This window comes from Stenotrophomonas sp. Steno-Z1, assembly GCF_056393175.1.
In genome coordinates this window covers 44,219-64,302 of record NZ_JBWJPB010000002.1, presented here as the reverse complement: position 1 = coordinate 64,302, position 20,084 = coordinate 44,219, and the positions used below count along the sequence as shown (strand labels likewise).

At 69.2% G+C, this 20,084-nt stretch carries 15 protein-coding genes and 1 pseudogene; 8 read left to right on the top strand and 8 right to left on the bottom strand.

Annotation, left to right across the window (positions count from 1 at the left end; translation table 11 throughout):
- Window positions 1-9 precede the first annotated feature (9 nt).
- The gene (locus tag AC06FD_RS06990) at window positions 10-1,047 is read right to left on the bottom strand and encodes a type IV pilus twitching motility protein PilT (protein WP_256775698.1); all 1,038 of its coding nucleotides are present in this window, start codon (window positions 1,045-1,047) and stop codon (window positions 10-12) included.
- Window positions 1,048-1,133: 86 nt separating this feature from the next.
- Here AC06FD_RS06990 and AC06FD_RS06985 point away from each other — a divergent pair, with 86 nt between their 5' ends.
- The gene (locus AC06FD_RS06985) at window positions 1,134-1,814 is read left to right on the top strand and encodes a YggS family pyridoxal phosphate-dependent enzyme (RefSeq protein WP_478077417.1); all 681 of its coding nucleotides are present in this window, start codon (window positions 1,134-1,136) and stop codon (window positions 1,812-1,814) included.
- A 30-nt stretch (window positions 1,815-1,844) separates the two neighbouring features.
- Window positions 1,845-2,666, top strand: a complete 822-nt coding sequence (proC, locus tag AC06FD_RS06980) for a pyrroline-5-carboxylate reductase (RefSeq protein ID WP_259203610.1) — start codon at window positions 1,845-1,847, stop codon at window positions 2,664-2,666.
- Between the two features lie 993 nt (window positions 2,667-3,659).
- Here proC and AC06FD_RS06975 read toward each other — a convergent pair.
- Entirely contained in the window at window positions 3,660-4,541 is an 882-nt protein-coding gene (locus tag AC06FD_RS06975; RefSeq protein ID WP_478077416.1) for a LysR family transcriptional regulator, read from the bottom strand.
- 98 nt (window positions 4,542-4,639) lie between these two features.
- On the opposite strand from AC06FD_RS06975, the gene AC06FD_RS06970 reads away from it, so the two are divergent.
- Window positions 4,640-5,242 (top strand): short chain dehydrogenase, encoded by a 603-nt coding sequence (locus tag AC06FD_RS06970; protein ID WP_478077415.1) that lies wholly within the window; start codon window positions 4,640-4,642, stop codon window positions 5,240-5,242.
- Between the two features lie 46 nt (window positions 5,243-5,288).
- On the opposite strand, the gene soxR is transcribed toward AC06FD_RS06970, so the two are convergent.
- Window positions 5,289-5,723 carry a redox-sensitive transcriptional activator SoxR gene (soxR, locus tag AC06FD_RS06965; RefSeq protein ID WP_259203606.1) on the bottom strand — a complete coding sequence of 145 codons (435 nt, stop codon included), beginning with the start codon at window positions 5,721-5,723 and terminating at the stop codon, window positions 5,289-5,291.
- A gap of 96 nt (window positions 5,724-5,819) precedes the next feature.
- Here soxR and AC06FD_RS06960 point away from each other — a divergent pair, with 96 nt between their 5' ends.
- Window positions 5,820-7,193: an MFS transporter gene (locus tag AC06FD_RS06960; RefSeq protein ID WP_478077414.1), complete on the top strand. Its 1,374-nt coding sequence runs from the start codon at window positions 5,820-5,822 to the stop codon at window positions 7,191-7,193.
- Window positions 7,194-7,216: 23 nt separating this feature from the next.
- Here the strand turns inward: AC06FD_RS06960 and AC06FD_RS06955 are convergent, their stop codons facing one another.
- Window positions 7,217-9,169, bottom strand: coding sequence for an esterase/lipase family protein (locus tag AC06FD_RS06955; RefSeq protein WP_478077413.1), 1,953 nt, complete (start codon window positions 9,167-9,169; stop codon window positions 7,217-7,219).
- Window positions 9,166-10,143: an Lnb N-terminal periplasmic domain-containing protein gene (locus AC06FD_RS06950; RefSeq protein WP_478077758.1), complete on the bottom strand. Its 978-nt coding sequence runs from the start codon at window positions 10,141-10,143 to the stop codon at window positions 9,166-9,168. Before AC06FD_RS06950 ends, AC06FD_RS06955 begins: the two co-directional genes overlap by 4 nt.
- A gap of 161 nt (window positions 10,144-10,304) precedes the next feature.
- Here AC06FD_RS06950 and AC06FD_RS06945 point away from each other — a divergent pair, with 161 nt between their 5' ends.
- Window positions 10,305-10,718, top strand: coding sequence for a GFA family protein (locus tag AC06FD_RS06945; RefSeq protein WP_259203601.1), 414 nt, complete (start codon window positions 10,305-10,307; stop codon window positions 10,716-10,718).
- A 266-nt stretch (window positions 10,719-10,984) separates the two neighbouring features.
- Here AC06FD_RS06945 and AC06FD_RS06940 read toward each other — a convergent pair whose 3' ends face one another.
- Together AC06FD_RS06940 and AC06FD_RS06935 are read right to left on the bottom strand one after the other, a co-directional pair.
- A complete protein-coding gene (locus AC06FD_RS06940) occupies window positions 10,985-14,086 on the bottom strand; it encodes an efflux RND transporter permease subunit (protein WP_478047516.1) in 3,102 nt (1,033 codons plus the stop codon).
- A gap of 4 nt (window positions 14,087-14,090) precedes the next feature.
- Window positions 14,091-15,278 carry an efflux RND transporter periplasmic adaptor subunit gene (locus tag AC06FD_RS06935; protein WP_478077412.1) on the bottom strand — a complete coding sequence of 396 codons (1,188 nt, stop codon included), beginning with the start codon at window positions 15,276-15,278 and terminating at the stop codon, window positions 14,091-14,093.
- Window positions 15,279-15,431: 153 nt separating this feature from the next.
- Between AC06FD_RS06935 and AC06FD_RS06930 the strand changes: the two genes are divergently transcribed.
- Together AC06FD_RS06930 and AC06FD_RS06925 are read left to right on the top strand one after the other, a co-directional pair.
- On the top strand, window positions 15,432-16,115 hold the full coding sequence (locus AC06FD_RS06930; protein ID WP_259203597.1) for a response regulator transcription factor: 684 nt from the start codon (window positions 15,432-15,434) through the stop codon (window positions 16,113-16,115).
- Complete coding sequence (locus AC06FD_RS06925; protein WP_478077411.1) at window positions 16,108-17,478, top strand: sensor histidine kinase; 1,371 nt, start codon at window positions 16,108-16,110, stop codon at window positions 17,476-17,478. Before AC06FD_RS06930 ends, AC06FD_RS06925 begins: the two co-directional genes overlap by 8 nt.
- Window positions 17,479-17,481: 3 nt before the next feature.
- Here AC06FD_RS06925 and AC06FD_RS06920 read toward each other — a convergent pair.
- Window positions 17,482-19,003 (bottom strand): annotated as a pseudogene (locus tag AC06FD_RS06920) (MFS transporter).
- A 106-nt stretch (window positions 19,004-19,109) separates the two neighbouring features.
- Here AC06FD_RS06920 and AC06FD_RS06915 point away from each other — a divergent pair.
- Window positions 19,110-20,033 (top strand): LysR family transcriptional regulator, encoded by a 924-nt coding sequence (locus tag AC06FD_RS06915; RefSeq protein ID WP_478077410.1) that lies wholly within the window; start codon window positions 19,110-19,112, stop codon window positions 20,031-20,033.
- The last annotated feature ends 51 nt before the right edge of the window (window positions 20,034-20,084 follow it).

Here is a 20,084-nt window from a genome sequence, read left to right as displayed (position 1 = left end):
CCTCGTTGCTTATTCGAAAATCCGCTTGTCCTTGGCGTACTCGCGCGCCTGGTTGCGGGTGATCAGGCTGCGCTTGACCAGGTCCTGCAGGTGCTGGTCAAGGGTCATCATGCCCATCTGCTGGCCGGTCTGGATGGCCGAATACATCTGCGCCACCTTGTCCTCGCGGATCAGGTTGCGGATGGCCGGGGTGCCGACCATGATTTCCCACGCGGCGGTACGCCCGCCACCGACCTTCTTCAACAGGGCCTGGGAGATCACCGCACGCAGCGACTCGGACAACATCGAGCGCACCATCGGTTTTTCGCCGGCGGGGAACACGTCGATGATGCGGTCGATGGTCTTGGCCGCCGAACTGGTGTGCAGCGTGCCGAACACCAGGTGGCCGGTTTCCGCGGCGGTCAGCGCTAGGCGGATGGTTTCCAGGTCGCGCAATTCGCCGACCAGGATGATGTCCGGGTCTTCACGCAGGGCCGAGCGCAGCGCTTCGTTGAAGCCATGCGTGTCACGGTGCACTTCGCGCTGGTTGATCAGGCACTTCTGCGAGGTGTGCACGAATTCGATCGGATCCTCGACGGTGAGGATGTGGCCGTATTCGTTCTTGTTGATGTAGTCGATCATCGCCGCCAGCGTGGTCGACTTGCCCGAACCGGTCGGGCCGGTGACCAGGATCAGGCCCTGCGGCTGGTCGATCAGTTCGCGGAAGATCGGCGGCGTGTTCAGGTCTTCGAGCGTCAACACTTCCGAGGGAATGGTACGGAACACCGCACCCGCGCCACGGTTCTGGTTGAACGCGTTGACGCGGAAGCGCGCCAGCGACGGAATCTCGAACGAGAAGTCGACTTCGAGGAATTCCTCGTAATCGCGGCGCTGCTTGTCCGACATGATGTCGTAGACCAGCGCATGGACCTGCTTGTGGTCCAGGGCCGGAATATTGATGCGACGGACATCGCCGTCGACGCGGATCATCGGCGGCAGGCCTGCCGACAGATGAAGATCCGACGCTTTGTTCTTTACGGAAAACGCCAACAGTTCGGCGATATCCATGCGCTGCTACTCCCCATGACTGCTGCGACTGGAAGGTTCTTTCCCCGGGCGGCAGTATAGCGTTCCTGATCTACCGGAAAACGCCCGTGTCCGCGCTGCCCCTGCCGACGATATTGCTGAACCTGCACAACGCGGCCGCCGCCGCTGGCCGGCCAGCCCCCCGCCTGCTGGCGGTGTCCAAGACCCAGCCGGCCGACGCGGTGGCGGCATTGGCCGCCCAGGGCCAGCACGCGTTCGGCGAGAACTACGTGCAGGAAGCGGTGGCCAAGATCGACGCACTGGCCGCGCTGGGCCTGGAGTGGCACCTGATCGGCCACCTGCAGTCGAACAAGGCCGAGCTGGCCGCGCGCCACTTCCACTGGGTGCAGAGCGTGGACCGGCCCAGGCTGGTGGCGGCGCTGGCGGCCCACCGGCCGGCCGGGCTGCCCCCGCTGGAGGTGCTGGTGCAGGTCAATATCGATGATGAAGGCAGCAAGCATGGCTGCCGCCCGGATGCGGTGCCGGCGTTGGCTGCGGCCATCGCCGCCGAACCGCGGCTGCGGCTGCGCGGCCTGATGGCGATCCCGGCGCCGTGGCCGGATGCCGAGCGGCGCGCGCGGGCCTTCGAGGCCATGCGTACCCTGTTCCAGGCGCTGGCGGCGCAGTACCCGCAGGTGGATACGCTGTCGATGGGCATGAGCGGCGACTACCCGGAAGCGATCGCCCACGGCGCGACGATGGTGCGGATCGGCACGGCCCTGTTCGGCGCGCGCCCGCGCCCGGCCTGATTTTCTTTTCCCCCGTTCCAAGGAGATCGCATGAGCGCATCCACGCTTACCTTCATCGGCGGCGGCAACATGGCCCGCAGCCTGATCGCCGGGCTGATCCGCCAGGGCACCGCGCCGGCGCACATCCACGTGGCCGAACCGGTCACTGCACTGCGCGAACAGCTGACCGCCGACTTCGGCGTGAAGACCTATGCCAGTGCCACCGAAGCTGCCGCGCAGGGCGCGGTCTGGGTGCTGGCGGTGAAGCCTCAGGTGCTGCGCGATGTATGCGCCTCGCTCACGGCATTGGCCCGCAGCCAGCAGCCGCTGGTGCTGTCGATCGCCGCCGGCATCACCAGCACCCAACTCGAGCGCTGGCTGGGCGGCAACCCGGCGGTGGTGCGGGCGATGCCCAACACGCCGGCGTTGCTGGGCGCTGGCGTGACCGGGCTGTTCGCCACCGCAGGCGTCAGTGAGGCCCAGCGCCGCCAGGCCGACGCGGTGCTGGCCAGTGCCGGGCGCACGGTATGGATCGACGACGAGGCCCGCATGGATGCGGTGACCGCGGTATCGGGCAGCGGGCCGGCGTATGTGTTCCTGCTGGCCGAGGCGATGGAAGCGGCGGCGATCGCACAGGGCCTGCCGGCCGACGCGGCGCGCACGCTGGTGGTGCAGACCCTGCTCGGTGCCAGCCGCATGCTGGACGAATCCGGCGAAGCCCCGGTCGAACTGCGCCGCCGGGTGACCTCGCCGAACGGCACCACGCAGGCCGCGATCGAATCATTCCAGGCCGACGGCTTCGAGGCCATCGTGGCGCGCGCGATCGACGCGGCAACCCGGCGCGGCCACGCGCTGTCGGCGGCGAACGACTGACGCAGGGACGCCCCCGGATTCCCGTAGAGCCACCCCATGGGTGGCTGCGCGCGGCGCCGGATCGAAGAGCAGCCACGCGTGGCGTGGCTCTACGATGTGCGTCTTGTAGAGCCACCCCATGGGTGGCTGCGCGCGAGGCCGGATCCAAGAGCAGCCACGCATGGCGTGGCTCTACGATGTGCGTCTTGTAGAGCCACCCCATGGGTGGCTGGTGCGCGGCGCCGGATCCAAGAGCAGCCACGCATGGCATGGCACCACGCCGTGTATCCCGTAGAGCCACCCCATGGATGGCTGTGCGCGGCGCCGGATCGAAGAGCAGCCACGCATGGCGTGGCTCTACGATGTGCATCCCGTAGAGCCACCCCATGGGTGGCTGTACGCGGCGCCGGATCCAAGAGCAGCCACGCATGGCGTGGCTCTACGATGTGCGTCTTGTAGAGCCACCCCATGGGTGGCTGGTGCGCGGCGCCGGATCCAAGAGCAGCCACGCATGGCGTGGCTCTACGATGTGCATCCCGTAGAGCCACCCCATGGGTGGCTGCACGCGAGGCCGGATCGACATACAGCCACGCATGGCGTGGCGCCACGCCGTGTATCCCGTAGAGCCACCCCATGGGTGGCTGCACGCGGGGCCGGATCGAAGAGCAGCCACGCATGACATAGCGCCACGTCGTGCATCCCGTAGAGCCACCCCATGGGTGGCTGCACGCGGGGCCGGATCGAAGAGCAGCCACGCATGGCGTGGCTCTACGATGTGCGTCTTGTAGAGCCACCCCATGGGTGGCTGCACGCGGCGCCGGATCGACATGCAGCCACGCATGGCATGGCGCCACGCCGTGCATCCCGTAGAGCCACCCCATGGGTGGCTGCACGCGAGGCCGGATCGAAGAGCAGCCACGCATGGCATGGCGCCACGGCGCGCATCCCGTAGAGCCACCCCATGGGTGGCTGCACGCGGCGCCGGATCGACATACAGCCACGCATGGCGTGGCGCTACGGGGCCAGCCGGGCCAGCAGGAATTCCACGAAGCTGGACAGCTTCGGCCGCGGCCGGTGGTCCGGCAGGTACACCAGGTGCAGGGGGCGCGGCTCGGGCAGGTAGTCGGCCAATACCGGCTGCAGGCGCCCGGCGGCGATGTCCTCGGCCAGCAGCACCGCCGGCTGCAGGATCAACCCGGCCCCGGCCAGCGCGGCGCGGCGCAGGCCATCCCCGTCATTGCACAGCAACCGCGAATGCTCGGACCAGTCCTGTTCGGGATGGCCACGCAGGCGCCAGCCATGGCCGCCGCGCCAGGCAAGGTGGGTGAGGCAGTCGTGGTCGCGCAGCTCGGCCGGGTGCCGCGGCACCCCGTTGCGCCGCAGGTAGGCCGGGGCCGCGCAGATCTGCATGGCATAGGCCGGCAACGGCCGCGCCACCCACTCGGCCGAACCGAGCGCGCCCATCCGCACCACGGCGTCGAACTGCTCCTCGATCAGGTCCACGCGGCGATTGCTCAGGTCCAGTTCCACGGTCACCTGCGGGTACGCGGCCAGGTACTGCGCCACCAACGGCGCCAGCACGCAGCTGCCCCAGGTGACCGGCGCGCTGATCCGCAGCACGCCCTGCGGCTGGGCCTGCAGGCCGGCCACGCTGGCCTCGGTCTGCTGCACCTGGTCGAGCACCGCGCGGCATCCGGCCAGGTAGTGACGGCCGGCGTCGGTGAGGCTTTGGCGGCGGGTGTTCCGCTGCAGCAGGCGCACGCCCAGGTGCGCCTCCAGCTGCTGGATGTACTTGCCGACCATCACCGAGGACACCGCCAGCCGCTCGGCGGCGGCGGCGAAACTGCCCTGGTCGACCACGGCCATGAAGGCCTGCATGCAGCGCAAGGTGTCCATTGATAACCACGGGTTTGCAATCTGCAAAGCATACGCCGGTTACCTAACCGGCGTGGTGCGCGCAGACTGCCCACACGTCCTTCCCTGGAGCACCCCGCATGAAGATCCTTCTCGTCGGCGCCAGCGGCACCCTCGGCCAAGCCGTCGCCGCCACGCTGGGCACCCACCATCAGTTGATCCGTGCCGGCCGCCATGGCGGTGATGCGCAGGTCGATCTCACCGACGACGCCAGCGTGCAGGGCCTGTTCGCCCGGATCGGGCCGGTGGATGCGGTGATCGCCACCACCGGCCGCCTGCATTTCGGCCCGCTGGCCGACATGAGCCCGACGCAGTTCAACCTCGGCCTGCAGGACAAACTGCTGGGCCAGGTGCGGCTTGCCCTGGTCGCCCAGCACCATCTCAACAACGGCGGGTCGATCACGCTGACCAGCGGCATCGTCGGCGCGCAGCCGATCCGCGATGGCGCCAATGCCACCGCCGTGAACGCGGCACTGGAGGGGTTCGTGCGCGGGGCGGCCTGCGAACTGCTGCCGCGCGGACTGCGCATCAACGTGGTCAGCCCGAACGTGCTGGTCGAATCGCTGGACGACTACGGCGCGTATTTCCCGGGCTTCGAGGCAGTCACCGCGCAATGCGCGTCGCTGGCTTACCAGCGCAGCGTGGAAGGCGTGCAGAGTGGGCAGGTATTCAACGTGTGGTGAGGTCCCCCGGTAGTGCCGGCCCGTTGGTCGGCAGTACCGGGCCAGCCTACCCCCACCGCTGCGCCCCATCGCCCTGGTCGCCCAACGCGTCGTCCGGGTTGGTCAGGCGGCAGCGCTTGAGCGACAGGCAGCCGCAGCCAATGCAGTCGGTGAGCTGATCGCGCAACAGCAGCAGTTGGGCGATGCGCTGGTCCAGCTCGCTGCGCCACAGCGCGGACATCTTCGCCCACTCGGCCTTGGTCGGCGTCTTGTTTTCCGGCAGCGCCGCGAACGCGGTGGCCACCGCCTCCAGTGGCAACCCCACCCGCTGCGCCACGCGGATCACCGCCAGCCGGCGCAACACGTCGCGGGCGAAGCGGCGCTGGTTGCCGGCCGTGCGCAGGCTGCGGATCAGCCCTTTGCGCTCATAGAAATGCAGCGCCGATACCGCCACGCCACTGCGCCTGGCCACCTCACCCACACTCAGTTCCTGCGCGATCACCAGCCTTGACCTCAACCATGGTTAAGGTGGCATCCTGCGCGACGCCGGGGTGCACTGCAAGCGCTCCCCTGCCCTTGCCCTTCCTGGAATCCCCGCATGTCCTCCGATGTTGCAGCCCCCACCCCGCCGGCGTCCGCTGCCGTGCCGGTGCCCTCGATCCTGTCGCCGGCCTACCGCGCCACCACGATCGGCATGGTCGCGCTGGTGGCGCTGTATGGCTTCGAGGCGCTGGCGGTGGCCGCGGCCATGCCGACCGTGGCGCAGGAGCTGGACGGACTGCGCCTGTATGCCCTGGCCTTTGGCGGCACGCTGGCCACCAGCGTGATCGGGATGACCCTGGCCGGTTACTGGAGCGACCAGCGCGGGCCGGCGCGGCCACTGTGGCTGGGGCTGGGCTGCTTCATCGGCGGGCTGCTGGTGGCCGGTTTCGCCCGGCACATGCCGGTGCTGCTGCTCGGCCGGCTGCTGCAGGGACTGGGCGCGGGCGGCATGTCCGTGGCGCTGTACGTGATGGTGGGCCGCACCTTTCCCGAAGCGATGCGGCCGCGCGTGTTCGCCGCGTTTTCCGCCGGCTGGGTGGTGCCGTCGTTGATCGGGCCCAGCATCAGCGGCTGGATCGTGCAGCACCTGGGCTGGCGCTGGGTGTTCCTGATCGTGCCGCTGCTGGCGATCCCGGCCGGGCTGCTGCTGCGGCCTGCACTGCGCGATGTGCAGCCGGCGCTGGCACCGCCGGCAGGCAAGGCCAGCGTGATCGGCTGGGCGGTCGGCGCGTCGTCCGGTGCCCTGCTGCTGTACGTGGGCGGCCAGCAACGTGGCGCGCTGGCCCTGGCATTGCTGCTGCCGGCACTGGGGCTGCTGGCCGTGTGCAGCTTGAAGCTGCTGCCCGCCGGTACGTTGCGCCTGCGCCGGGGCCTGCCCAGCGTGATCGCGATGCGCGGGATCGCCGCCTCCGCGTTCTTCGGCTGCGAAGCCTTCCTGCCCCTGCTGCTGCAACGCGAGCGTGGCCTGAGCCCCTTGCTGGCCGGGGTGGCGTTGAGCCTGGGCGCGTTGGGCTGGTTCAGCGGCTCGTGGCTGCAGGGCCACCAGCAGCGCGGCTGGTCGCGCCGGCAGCTGTTGCAGGGCGGTGCGCTGCTGATGTGCGTGGGCATCTTCGCCACCTCATCGGCGATCCAGCCCGGCACACCGCTGTGGCTGGCGCTGGCCGGCTGGAGCGTGACCGGGTTCGGCATGGGCCTGATCTACCCCGGCCTGTCGGTGCTGACACTGTCGCTGTCACCACCGGCGCAGCAGGGCGCGAACACCTCCGCGCTGCAGTTGAGCGAAGCGCTGGCCGTGGCCACCACGCTGGCCGTTTCCGGGTCGCTGTTCGCGTTGTTCCTGCAGGGCAACGTGGCGCTGGGCTACCTGCTCACCTACGCGATCATGCTAGTGCTGGCGGTGGCGGGCGTGGTGGTGGCGCGGCGCATCTGAGCCCGGCCCCGCGGCACGGCAGGTCAGCGCCGCGAATCGCCGACCTCTTTCAGGTCCTCGCGCAGGATGCGGCGGATCTCCAGCACCGCCTGCGGCGTTTCCTGCACGCTGTGCCCGGAGATGATCACCTTCTCCGACACGGCCCCGTCCAGGTGCGCGCTCCAGTACGGCACCAGGCCATCGTCGGACTGCTGCAGCGGCACGTCGGGTTTGCGCTGGGCGATGATCGAGTGGTACTTCAGGCCCGGCATGATCGGCAGCGCGCCCGCGGCCTTGACGAACGGATCGCTGGCCTTGAGGTTGTCGATGCTGTTGGGGATCTGCAGCTTGGTCGGCTGCGCGGACTGCGCCTCGGCCTGCTGCAAGGTCTGGAACACGTCCTCGAACTTGCCCAGCAGGGTGATCGGCAGGCGCACCAGGCGCCCGATCAGCCGCCCTACCCGGTTGCCGGCGATGTCGGTGCCCTTGTGCGGGGCGGCAATGAAGATGGCGCGCTCGACGTTGGCGTCCGCGTTGAAATGCAGCAACGGGCCCAGCTTGGCCTGCACCCGCTTCAAGCGTTCGCCCTTGAGGTCGTAGTTGGCCAGCAGGTCGTTCCAGAGCACGTCGCCGGAGGAGGTGACCAGCAGGCGGGCCAGCACGCCGCCCATGCTGTGGCCGATGAATACCCTGTCCCTGGATGCCGGCGAGGTGCCGCTGGGGTCGAAGTGCTTGAGGGTGTTGGTGAAGGCTTCGTTGATCTCGAAGCGGTTCAGCGCGATCGGCGCGTTGGTCGGGTAATAGACCTGCCAGACCTGGAAGTGCCGGCGCAGTTCCGGATCGCCCATGATCTCGTTGGCCACGTTGACCCAGGCCTCCGGGCTGCTGCCCAGGCCGTGCAGCATGAAGATGATGCGGCGGTTCGGGTCCCACGGCTGCATCAGGTACATGTGCGGCTCGCCGATGCCCTCGCTGAGCCCGAACAGCGTGCGCAGCGACTGCGTGGCAAAGCCGGACTGGGCCAGCCACATGCCATAGGCGGCGGTGAAATTGCCGGCCAGCGGCACCTTCTCGCCGTGCAGGTCCACGCTCTCGGTGGACTCCGGGGAGTACACGTCGAACAGCACCTGGGTGGTGTCGAGGACCTGCTGCAGGCTGTCGCCCTTGAAGCGCAGCAGCGCGGTCGCGTTGATCGCCGACATCTCGCTGTACTGCGGGATCTCGGCCTTGCTGCCGTCGGCGGCCGCCACCAGCTTGGGCGGGTCCATCACCACCACCAGCTCGGCGCCGAAGCCGTCGCGGCGGTAGGTGCTGCGCAGACCGGCAAAGCTCAGCGACGACGCCGGGACCATCCGCGTGGGGATGCTGGACATGCGCAGTTCGCCGAAGTCCGAGGTCAGCGTCCAGCGCTCGCCTTCCACCGGCGCGTTGTAGTCCTCGCCTTCCAGCGCACTCTCGCGCGCACGCTTGAACACCACCGCCGCGGTCTGCTCGGCAGCGTAGTTGTAGTAGTCGCGGACCTGGGTCTGGCGGTCTTCGAACGCACGATCGGACGCGGTGCGGCCACTGAAGAACAGGTAGGCGTAGGCATAGCGCGCGGCCTCCAGCCAGGCGTCCAGCGCGGCATCGCTCATCGGATGCTTGTCGCGGTCCTTGGGCTTGGGGCTCAGCCCCAGGGCGGTCTTGACCCACAGTTCGGACAGTGCCGACAGGCGTTGTTCCTCGGGCAACACCGCGGTGTCTTCCAGGGTCTTCTGGCAGCTCTCCACGTCCTTGGCGCACAGGTCCTCGTCCAGCCCGATCACGCTCAGGGTTTCCTGCGAGGCCGCACTCAACTTGCCGGAGGTGAGCACGTCGCCGCGCTTGTTGGCCAGGTAGTCGGTGGGTGCCACCTGCTTCATGGTCACCATCGCGCAGCCGCTGGACAGCAGCAGCGACAAGGCCACTGCCAGCAGCGGCAGCATCCGGCGCCGAACGCCGTCGGTTACAGCCATCATGGAACGCGTCCTTGCTCGACGCCGGGCATGCCCTGGCGGATCAGTCGGGAGAAAGCGGGATCATCGCCGGCGGCGCGTGCGCGGTCGGTGATGCGGCCCCGCGCCTTGAGCGTGGCGAAATCCACGCCCGGCACCAGTACGCCAAGGTCGCGCGCGTACTCGGCGAAATAGCCGGAGACCAGCAGCCGGTAGTCCAGCGGCAGGCCCGGCGCGATCTGCTTGGCCAGCGCGTAGACGATGGTGGTGCAGTTGCTGCTGAGCGTGTTGTAGAACGCCGGAGCGGCGTCCAGCTTGCGCGCCTCGCCGAGGTAGGACACGAACAGGCCCTTCAGCTGTTCCCGGGTCATGCCCTGCAGGCGGTACAGGTACACATCCTCGCCGCGCACGTTGCTGCGCACGCGGATGATGTCGGTTTCCTCGGCCGCCACCAGGGTCATCTCGAACTTGCGGAAGAAGCCGCCCAGCGCGGAGAACGATTCACCGCGTTCCTTGCGGATCTCCAGCGAGAACACCAGTTGGCGGCCGTCGGCGAAGCCGAAGGACACCAGCGTGTGCGCGATCATCGGGCCCATCCAGTACGACATCACCAGGTCGGCCGAACGCAGCTGGTCCAGGTCGTAGCTGCGCTGCACCCAGCGCACGTCGTGGTCGTCCTCGCTGCGCCAGGTGAAGTCGCGCACGTTGTCCAGCACCACGTGGCGGCCGTCGAAGCTCACCACCTTCAACCGCTGCGCCACGTCGTCGGCCCAGACCCGGTCCTGGCGCGGCGTCAGCAGCAGCCACCACACCCCGCACGCCACCAGCGCGGCCACGTACACCGCGCCCGGCCAACGTCCGCCACGTGCGCGCGCCACCGCCACCAGCGCGGTCAGCGCGACGCCGCCCCACGCCACGATCGCCACCCCGCGCAGCCAGCCTGGACCCGGCAACTGGTAGGCCAGCATGCCGGTGACCCACAGCGCCGCAAGCAGCATCAGCAGCGCCAGCCCCCATCGTCCTGCCTTCTTCACGCGTCGTTCCATCGTTGGTCGGGGCGCTAGTTAGCCATAACCGGCGCATCGGGAACATGTCCGCGCGTTCAGTTTGGGCACACGGCATACTCCGGGGCCCATGGCGACGAAGGTAGGAGGGTGTGATGCAGGGTCTGCATTCGATCGGCGGCGTGCCGATCCAGCGGGAACACCTGGCGCGCTGCCACTGCGGCGCGGTGGTGCTGCGCCTGCATCTGCCGGACGGGGTGCTCTCGCCCCGGCGCTGCGACTGCTCGCTGTGCCGGCGCAGGGGCGCCATCGTCGGCTCGGCCAAGCTGGCCGACCTGGAGGTCATCCAGGGCCAGGACGTGCTGCGCCTGTACCAGTTCAACACCCATGTGGCCAAGCACTGGTTCTGCGGCACCTGTGGGATCTACACCCACCACCAACGGCGCTCCTCACCGGACGAGTACGGCTACAACCTGGGCTGCCTGGATGGGATCAATCCCTATGCGCTGGGCGAGGTGCCGGTCAACGACGGGGTCAACCACCCCGCCGACCGCACGCCCCCTCAGTGACCACGCCGCCGCGGCGGCGGTGCCACCTTCTGCCACGGCGCCATACGGGTGCGTCCGGCGCGTAACGGGCGCTTGAACAACGCGCGCCGTGGCGAGGCCTCCGCCGGCGGCGCAGGCGGGACGGCGGCAGCGGTACGCGTGGGCCAGAGTCGGTCGAGCAACCACATGGCAGGTCTCCGTGGGGGACGGGACCCTTACGCTACCGACGCCCCGGCATAGGCCAGGTGAGGCCGGCACGACAACCATGTGACGATCGCCCGGGGCCGCTACGCAACCGGTCGCGCCTTGCCCATGCGCCGCACCAGCACGAAGAACAGCGGCACCAGCACCACCGCCAGCACGGTGCCCGAGAGCATGCCGCCGATGACGCTCATGCCGATCTCGCGCCGGCTGACCGCGCCGGCGCCGGTGGCCAGCGCCAGCGGAATCACGCCGGCGATGAACGCCAACGAGGTCATCACGATCGGACGCAGGCGCAGCCGCGCGCCCTGCAGTGCCGCCTCCACCGCGCTGCTGCCGGCACGGTAGCGGGCCTCGGCGAACTCCACGATCAGGATCGCGTTCTTCGCCGACAGCCCGATCGTGGTCAACAGGCCCACCTGGAAATAGATGTCGTTGACGAAACCGGCCGCGGTGGTCGCCAGCACGGTGCCAATCACGCCCAGTGGAATCACCAGCAGTACCGCCACCGGCACCGTCCAGCTCTCGTAGAGCGCGGCCAGGCACAGGAAGATGAAGGCGATGGACGCCGCGTACAGCCAGAGCGTCTGGTTGCTGGATAGCTGTTCCTGGTAGGACAGCCCGCTCCACTGCAGCTCGAACCCGGGCTGGTCGGCGATCAGCGCCTGCATGCGCTGCATCGCCTCGCCGGAACTGCGCCCTTCGGCGGCGCTGCCCTGGATCTCCATCGCCGGCAGCCCGTTGAAGCGCTGCTGCAACTGCGGCCCACGTGCCCAGTGGCTGCTGGCGAAACTGGCGAAGGACGCCATCTGTCCATTGCTGCCACGCACGTACCACTGGCCGATGTCATCGGGCACGCTGCGGTAGGGCTGGTCACCCTGCAGGTACACACGCTTGACCCGGCCGCGGTCAAGGAAGTCGTTGACGTAGGTGCCGCCCCAGGCCGCGGCCAGCGTGGCGTTGATGTCGCCCTGCGCCAGCCCCAGCGCACTGGCCTGGGCGTGGTCGATGTCCAGGTGCAGTTCGGCCTTGTCGCCGAGTCCGTTCAAGCGCACCGAACTCAGCCCGTCGTCCTGGTTGGCCGCCTGCACCACCCGTTGCTGGGCGGCCTGCAGCGCGCCGCGCCCGGCGGCGCTGGCATCCTGCAGCCACAGCTCGAAGCCGCTGGACTGGCCCAGCCCACGCACCGCCGGCGGTGCCAGCACGTTGACCTTGGCATCGGCCAGGCCACGGAAGTGCGCGTTGGCGCGCGCGATGATCGCCGCGGCGGTGTTGTCGCCGTCGCGTTCGCCCCATGGCTTGAGTGCGAGGAAGCCCTGGCCGGCGTTCTGGCCGGTGCCGGCGTTGTTGCGGCCCACCACCACGAACACCACGTCCAGGTTCTGTTTTTCGTTGTCCATGAAGTACTGGCTGATCGCCGCGCCCAGCGCTTCGGTGCGCGCCATCGGCGTGCCTTCCGGGGTGGAAAACTGGAACATCACCTGGCCCTGGTCCTCCACCGGCAGGAAGCCGGTGGGCATGCGCGCATACAGCGCCACCATGCCCACGATCACCAGCAGGTAGAACGCCATCCAGCGTTTCGGTGCGGCCACTACGCCGCCGAGCCGCCGCTGGTAGCCTTCCTGGCTGCGTTCCACGCCGCGGTTGAACCCGGCGAAGAAACGCCCCGGCGGTTTCTGCGCCGAGGACGGCTTGAGCAGCGTGGCACACAGCGCCGGGGTCAGGGTCAGCGCGACCAGCGCCGACAGTGCCATGGCCGAGGCGATGGTGATCGAGAACTGGCGGTAGATGATGCCGGTGGAGCCACCGAACAAGGCCATCGGCAGGAACACCGCGCCCAGCACCACGGTGATGCCGACCAGCGCGCCGGTGATCTCACCCATCGATTTTTCGGTGGCCTCGCGCGGCGGCAGGTGTTCTTCGTGGATGATGCGCTCCACGTTCTCCACCACCACGATCGCATCGTCCACCAGCAGGCCGATCGCCAGCACCATCGCAAACAGGGTGAGCGTGTTGATGGTGAAGCCGGCCACCGCCAGCACGCCGAACGTGCCCAGCAGCACCACCGGCACGGTGATGGCCGGGATCAGCGTGGCGCGCACGTTCTGCAGGAACAGGAACATCACGATCACCACCAGCACGATCGCCTCGATGAGCGTGTGGATCACGCCCTCGATGGAGACCCGCACGAACGGCGTGCTGTCGCGCGGATAGGCCACCTGCACGCCGGGCGGGAAACCAGGACGCAGCGTCTCGATCGCCGCGCGCACCGCATCGGCGGTGTCCAGCGCGTTGGCGCCGGAGGCCAGGGTCACCGAGAAGCCCGCCGCCGGGTAGCCGTTGAGATAGCTGCTGGTCTGGTAGTTCTCCGCACCGATCTCCACCCTCGCCACGTCGGACAGGTGTACCGCCGCGCCATTGGGCAGCGTGCGCAGGATGATCGCGCGGAACTGTTCGGGGGTCTGCAACCGCGATTGCGCGGTCACCGTGGCATTGAGGCTCTGGGTGGGCGCGGCCGGCAGCGCTCCCAACTCCCCGGCGGTGACCTGGGTGTTCTGCGCTTCGATGGCGCTGCGCACATCCGAGGGCATCAGGTCGAAGGCGCGCAGCTTGTGCGGGTCCAGCCAGATACGCATCGCATATTGCGCGCCGAACACGTTGATCTCGCCCACGCCGGGAATGCGGCTGATCGGGTCCTGCACGTTGCTGACCAGGAAATCGGACACGTCCACCCGTTCCATGCGCCGGCTGGTGTCATACAGCGACACCACCATCAGCGCGTCGCCCTGCGACTTGGCCACGGTGACGCCCTGCTGCTGCACTTCCTGCGGCAGGCGGTTGATCGCCTGGTTCACGCTGTTCTGCACCTGCACCTGGGCGATGTCCGGGTTGGCGCGCTGGTCGAAGGTGACGGTAATGCGCGACTGGCCGGAGGAGGAACTGGTCGAGGAGAAATACAGCAGGTGGTCGATGCCCTTGATCTGCTGCTCGATCACCTGGGTAACGCTGTCTTCCACCGTCTGCGCCGACGCGCCGGTGTAGTTGGCGGTGATGTTGACCTGCGGCGGAGCGATGTCCGGGTACTGCTCGACCGGCAGCTGGGTCACCGCGATCGCGCCGAGCGCCATGATGCAGATCGCCAGGACCCAGGCAAACACCGGGCGGTGGATGAAAAAGCGCGGCAGCATGTATTCAGTCCTTGCCGGCGACGGCCGCGGCCGCGGCCGCCGGCTTCACCCGCACCGGCATGCCATCGGCCAGCCCCTGCCTGCCGGCCACCACCAGCCGCTCGCCGGCGCTGAGGCCGTCCAGCACCAGCCACTGGTTGCCCACCGCGCGCGCGGTGCTGAACGTGCGTTGCCGCGCCTTGCCGTCCTTGTCCACCACCCAGGCCTGGGCCTCGCCCTTGGGGCTGCGGTCCACCGCCGCCTGCGGCACCAGCAGTGCCTGCTGGCGGGTGCCCTGCCCGACCTGGGCGCGCACGTACATGCCGGGCAGCAGTTGCCCGTCCGGGTTCGGGAACTGCGCGCGCAAGGTGATGCTGCCGGTGTCCTGCTGCACGTCGATATCCGCGAACTCCAGCGTGCCGGGCAGCGCGTAGTCGGTGCCGTCGGACAATTGCAGCCGCACCGGTGCGGTGCTGGCCTGCACGCCGCCCGCGGCGATCGCCCGGCGCAGCGCCAGGTACTCGTTGCTGGACTGGGTGATATCCACGTTCATCGGATCCACCTGCTGGATCCGCGCCAGCGGCTCGGCCTGGCCGGAGGTGACCAGCGCGCCCGGCGTGAACAGCGCGCGGCCGATGCGGCCGGCGATCGGCGCGGTCACCGTGGCAAAGCCGAGCCGGGTGCGCGCGGTATCGCGGGCGGCCTGCGCCGCCTGCACCGCGGCGGCGGCCTGCTGGCCATTGGCCACCGCATCGTCCACGTCCTGGCGTGCGGCCAGTTGGTCCTTGCCCAGTGCCTGCAGGCGCTGCGCGCGCAGGCGCGCGGCCACCGCGCTGGCCTCGGCCGTCTTCAGGTTCGCCTGCGCCTCGTTCAGGGCCGCCTGGTACAGCGCCGGCTCGATCTGGAACAGCGGCTGCCCGGCCCGCACCATCTGGCCCTGCTCGAACAGGCGCGCCACCAGCACCCCATCCACCTGCGGGCGCACGTCCGATTCCTGCGAGGCGATGCTGCGCCCCGGCAACTCCTGGTCCAGCGCCAGCGGCTGGGTCTGCAGGGTCAACACCCCCACCTCCGGCGCGGCGGGCGCGGCCTTGGGGGCGTCCTTGCCGCAGCCGGACAGCAGGCTGGCCACGGCGACCACCAGCCATGCCGCGCGGCAGGATCGGGGCAGCCGCCGGGGACGGGCGCGGGCAGGGCGAAGCGGGCGGATCATCGGGTGCGGGGTTCCAGGCGTGGGGGGAGCGCTGGGGCCTGAATATAGGAGACGCGACGCGTGGAACCTGCGAAAAACGCATGAAACATTTTTCATTTGCGCTGCCCGGCCGCGGTTGCGAGGATGCGCAGGTCCCAGTATTCAAGATGGCCCATGCCGCGCGTACTCACCATCGAGGACGACCTCGTCACCGCGGAGGAAATCGCCACCGAACTGCGCAGCCACGGCTTCGAGGTGGACCTGGCCGCGGACGGCGGCACCGGGCTGGCCCTGGCGCGCGCGGGCGACTACGCGGTCATCACGCTGGACCGCATGCTGCCCGGCCTCGACGGCCTCGCCCTGGTCACCACGTTGCGTCGCGAAGGCATCACCACGCCGGTGCTGATGATCAGCGCGCTGTCGGACGTGGATGAACGCGTGCGCGGCCTGCGCGCCGGCGGCGATGACTACCTGACCAAACCGTTCGCCTCCGATGAGATGTCCGCCCGCGTGGAAGTCCTGATCCGCCGCCACGGCCAGGCCGGCGTGGTCGAGAGCGTGCTGCGGGCCGGCGACCTGGAACTGGACCTGATGACCCGCTCGGTGCGCCGCGGCGATGAGGCGATCACGCTGCTGCCCACCGAATTCAAACTGCTGGAATTCCTGGTCCGCAACGCCGGCCAGGTAGTCACCCGCAGCATGTTGTTCCAGGAAGTGTGGGGCTACCACTTCGATCCCGGCACCAATCTCATCGACGTGCATATCGGGCGGCTGCGCAAGCGCATCGACCAGCCCGGCCGGCCGCAACCGATCCGCACCCTGCGCGGCACCGGCTATGTCCTCGACGCGCATGTCTGACAAGTGGCGCTCTTCCAGCAGCCGGCTGCTCGGGCTGTACTGCGTGCTGTTCGTGGCCTGGTCCAGCGTGCTGCTCGGCGTGATGTACTGGCGGGTGTCGGACTACCTCAACGACCTGTCCGAATCGGGCCTGCTGCAGCGCGCGCACCTGTTCGAGAAATTCGAAGGCCAGGCCCTGGACGATGCGCTGCGTGACAGCCTGCGCTACGACATCCACGGTGCCTACGCGTACGGCATCTTCAGTACCGGCGGCCAGCATCTGGCCGGCCCGTTGCTGGCCATCCCCGAAGAACTGCGCATCGACGGCCGCTCGCATCCGGTGGACGCCTGGACGCTCGTCGCGGGCCCGCGCGAGGAGCCCGGCCGCGCGCTCGGGGTGGAAACCCACGATGGCCGGCTGCTGGTGTTCGTCCGCCAGAGCGGCAAGCTGAGCGCGATCAACAGCATCATCCTCGACGCGCTGCTGTGGGGCGTGTGGCTCAGCGTGATTCCCGGCCTGGCCGGCTGGCACCTGCTGCGGCGCCGGCCGCTGAAACGCATCCAGCAGATCGAGGCGGCGACCAAACGGATCATCGCCGGCGACCTGGCCCAGCGTTTGCCGGTATCGGGGCGCCCGGACGAGATCGACCGGCTCTCCAGCATCGTCAACGCCATGCTCGAGCGCATCGAGCAGTTGATGACCGAGGTCAAAGGCGTGTGCGACAGCATCGCCCACGACCTGCGCACCCCGCTCACGCGGCTGCGCGCACACCTGTATCGCACCCGCGTCGCCCTTGGCGAACACGATCCGCACGCCGATCAGATCGACAAGGCGCTGCTCGAGGCCGATCTGCTGATGGCGCGCTTCACCGCGCTGCTGCGCGTGTCCGAACTGGAAAGCCATCAGCGCCGTTCGGCCTTCGTCGAGGTGGACGTGGCCGACCTGCTGCAGGAACTGCACCAGTTCTACCTGCCACTGGCCGAGGAAAAACAGCAGGTGCTGGACCTGCAGATCGCCGCGCCCCTGCCGCCGGTCAGCGGCGACCGCGAACTACTGTTCGAGGCCCTGGCCAACCTGCTGTCCAACGCGTTGCGCTTCACCCCCGAGCACGGCCGCATCCTGTTGCGCGCGGTGGAGGACGCGGGCGCTACCCGCATCGATGTCATCGACGATGGCCCCGGCATTGCGCCGCAGGACCGCGCCCTGGTCTACCAGCGCTTCTTCCGTGGCACCGACGAGACCGGACCGGGCGACGGGTTCGGCTTGGGCCTGTCGATCGTCGCCGCCATCGCCGGCCTGCACGGCTTCGGCCTGCGCACCGGCGATGCGCCCGACGGCGGCGCGTGGCTGAGCATTCGTTGCCTCGCCGACACGCTGGCTTGACCATCAGTCATCCGGTGTCACCGCCGCAGGCATCCGCTGGCGGCCCAGCAACGCATGGATCAGCAACGCACTGCCGGCGGTGAGCGCGGCCAACCCCCGCAGCAGCCAGACCAGCGCGTCGCGGCTGGCCTGCTGCAATACCTCCACCGGCAATCCCGGCAGCAGCACCGAGGCCTGCGCCAGCGAGCCGGTGGCCAGGTAGGCACCGGCCTTGCCCAGTGTCGCCGGCGACGCACTACTGCCCGGCGCCAACCGCTGTGCGACGAGCGTCGCCAGCAATGCCGTCACCGCTGCCAACGCGATCCCCTCGCCCGCCACCCGCACCGTGCCGAAAATGCCGGCGGCCATGCCAGCGCGCTGTACCGGCCACGCTCACCGACAACCCGTCCATCAAGCCCCATGGCAGCGCGGTGCCGGCGCCGATCAGCAGCAGTGCCGGCCACCACTGCGTGGGGGCCACCTGCAGGGCGCGTTGCGACAACAGATACAGGCCCACCGCGCACACCGCCAGACCCAGCGTACACAGCCGTGCCGCACCCAGGCGTCGCGCCCATCCCGCCGCCAGCATGGGCAACACCAGCATCGGCGCGGACAACGCCAGCATCTGCAGGCCCACCTGCAGCGGCGACTGCGCCTGCACGCCCAGCAGGTGCAGCGGCACTACCACCAGCAGCACCACGTAACCGAGGCAGGTCGCCACCGGCAGCAACTGCACGCCGAGGAAGCCGCGTTGCGCGAACAACGACAGGTCCAGCAGCGGTTGCCGCTGGCGGCGCTCGATCCGCACGAACAGGACCAGCAGCAGCGCCGTGGCCAGCAACGCGCCCACCACGGCTGGCGAGCGCAGCCCATGTTCGCCCAGCAACAACAAGGCCACGGTCAGCGCCGCCAGCATCAGGCTGAAACTGATCATGCCGGCCACATCCAGGCGCAGGTACTCGCCCCGGCTCTCGTCCAGATGGCGCCAGGCCAGCGCCCACGCCGCCAACGCGAGCACCCCGCCCGAGGCGAACACGCTGCGCCAGCCCAGCGCCTGCAGCAGCATCCCGGCCAGCAGCGGCCCCAATGCCAGGCCGACACCAAACATCGTGCCCATCAGCGCAAACACCCGCGTCCGCGCATGCCCAGCGAAGCGCTGCGCCAGTGCCGCGCCGCCGGACGACAGCGCAGCGGCGGCCGCCACGCCCTGCGCGCCACGCGCAAGATCCAGCCCGCGCAGATCCACCGCCAGGCACACCGCCAGCGTGGCCAGTACGAAACCACCGCTGCCGCACAGAAACAGGCGACGACGCCCGAGCCGGTCCGCCAGGCCACCGGCGGCCAGCAGCAGGCTGCCAAAGCTGAGCAGGAAGGCATTGGTCACCCACGCCAGCGCCGCGGGTGACCCCTGGAAGCGGTCGCCCAATGCCGGCACCGCCACCGCACCGGCGGAAAAAGAAAGTGGCAGGGCCAGCGCCGCCAGGCATACGGCCAGCACGCCCCAACGCGGATCGCGCCGGGACGGCTCAAGGGTAAACAGGCACATGGGATCGTCCAACGAAGTCGAGCATTGACGATAGGTGCGCGGCTATCTGCGATAAACCGCGCCAGATGCGTTTGATTACGGACACTTCTTCCGTAATGATCCCGGCATGGACTCGATCACTGCCCTGCTCGCCTTCGTCCGTACCGCCGAGGCCGCCAGCTTCGTAGGTGCCGCCCGCAGCCTGGGCCTGTCGCCCTCCACCGTTGGCAAGCGCGTGGCCCGGCTCGAACAGGACCTGGGCGTGCGCCTGTTCCAGCGCACCACCCGGCGCGTGCGCTTGACCGACGAGGGCGAAGTGCTGCTGCAGCGGTGCAAGCGCGCGCTGGACGAGCTGTCCGAAGCACGCGCCGACCTCAGCCAGCGCCAACAGTCGCCCAGCGGCTTGCTACGGGTGGGCCTGCCGACCATCGGCTACCGCTTCCTGCTGCCACTGCTGCCGCTGTTCCGGCAACGCTACCCCGGCGTGCAACTGGAGCTGGATTTCAACGACCGGCTGGTCGACGTGGTCAGCGAAGGGCTGGACGTGGTGATCCGCAGCGGCGAGCTGGCCGACTCCAGCCTGATGGCACGCCGGCTCGGCCCGTTCCACTTCGTGCTGTGCGCAGCGCCCGTGCATCTGCATGCGCACGGTCGACCGGCCACGCTGGCGCAGCTGGCCACCCAACCTGCGGTGCGCTTCCGTTTTCCCACCACCGGCAAGCTGCAGGCCTGGTCGCTGCCCGGGCATGACGGCGACGCCGGCGCCGCGTTGGACACGGTGATGACCTGCAACAACATGGAGGCACTGCTGGCCGCGGCGATCGGCGGCATGGGCGTGGCATGGATGCCCGACTTCCTCGCCGCCGAAGCACTGGCCGATGGCCGCCTGCAGGAACTGCTGCCCGACCAACCACGCCAGCCGGGCCAGTTCTCGCTGCTGTGGCCGGGCAACCGCCAGCCAAACGCACGGTTGCGGGTGTTCATCGATTTCATGGCCGAGCAGCTGTTTGCCGCCCCTGCCGCGCCACCGCAGCGCCGCAGCCGCCGCTGACCGCCCCGGCCGCATCACGTACCATCGCCCGCATCCCCGCCAGCCCTGCGC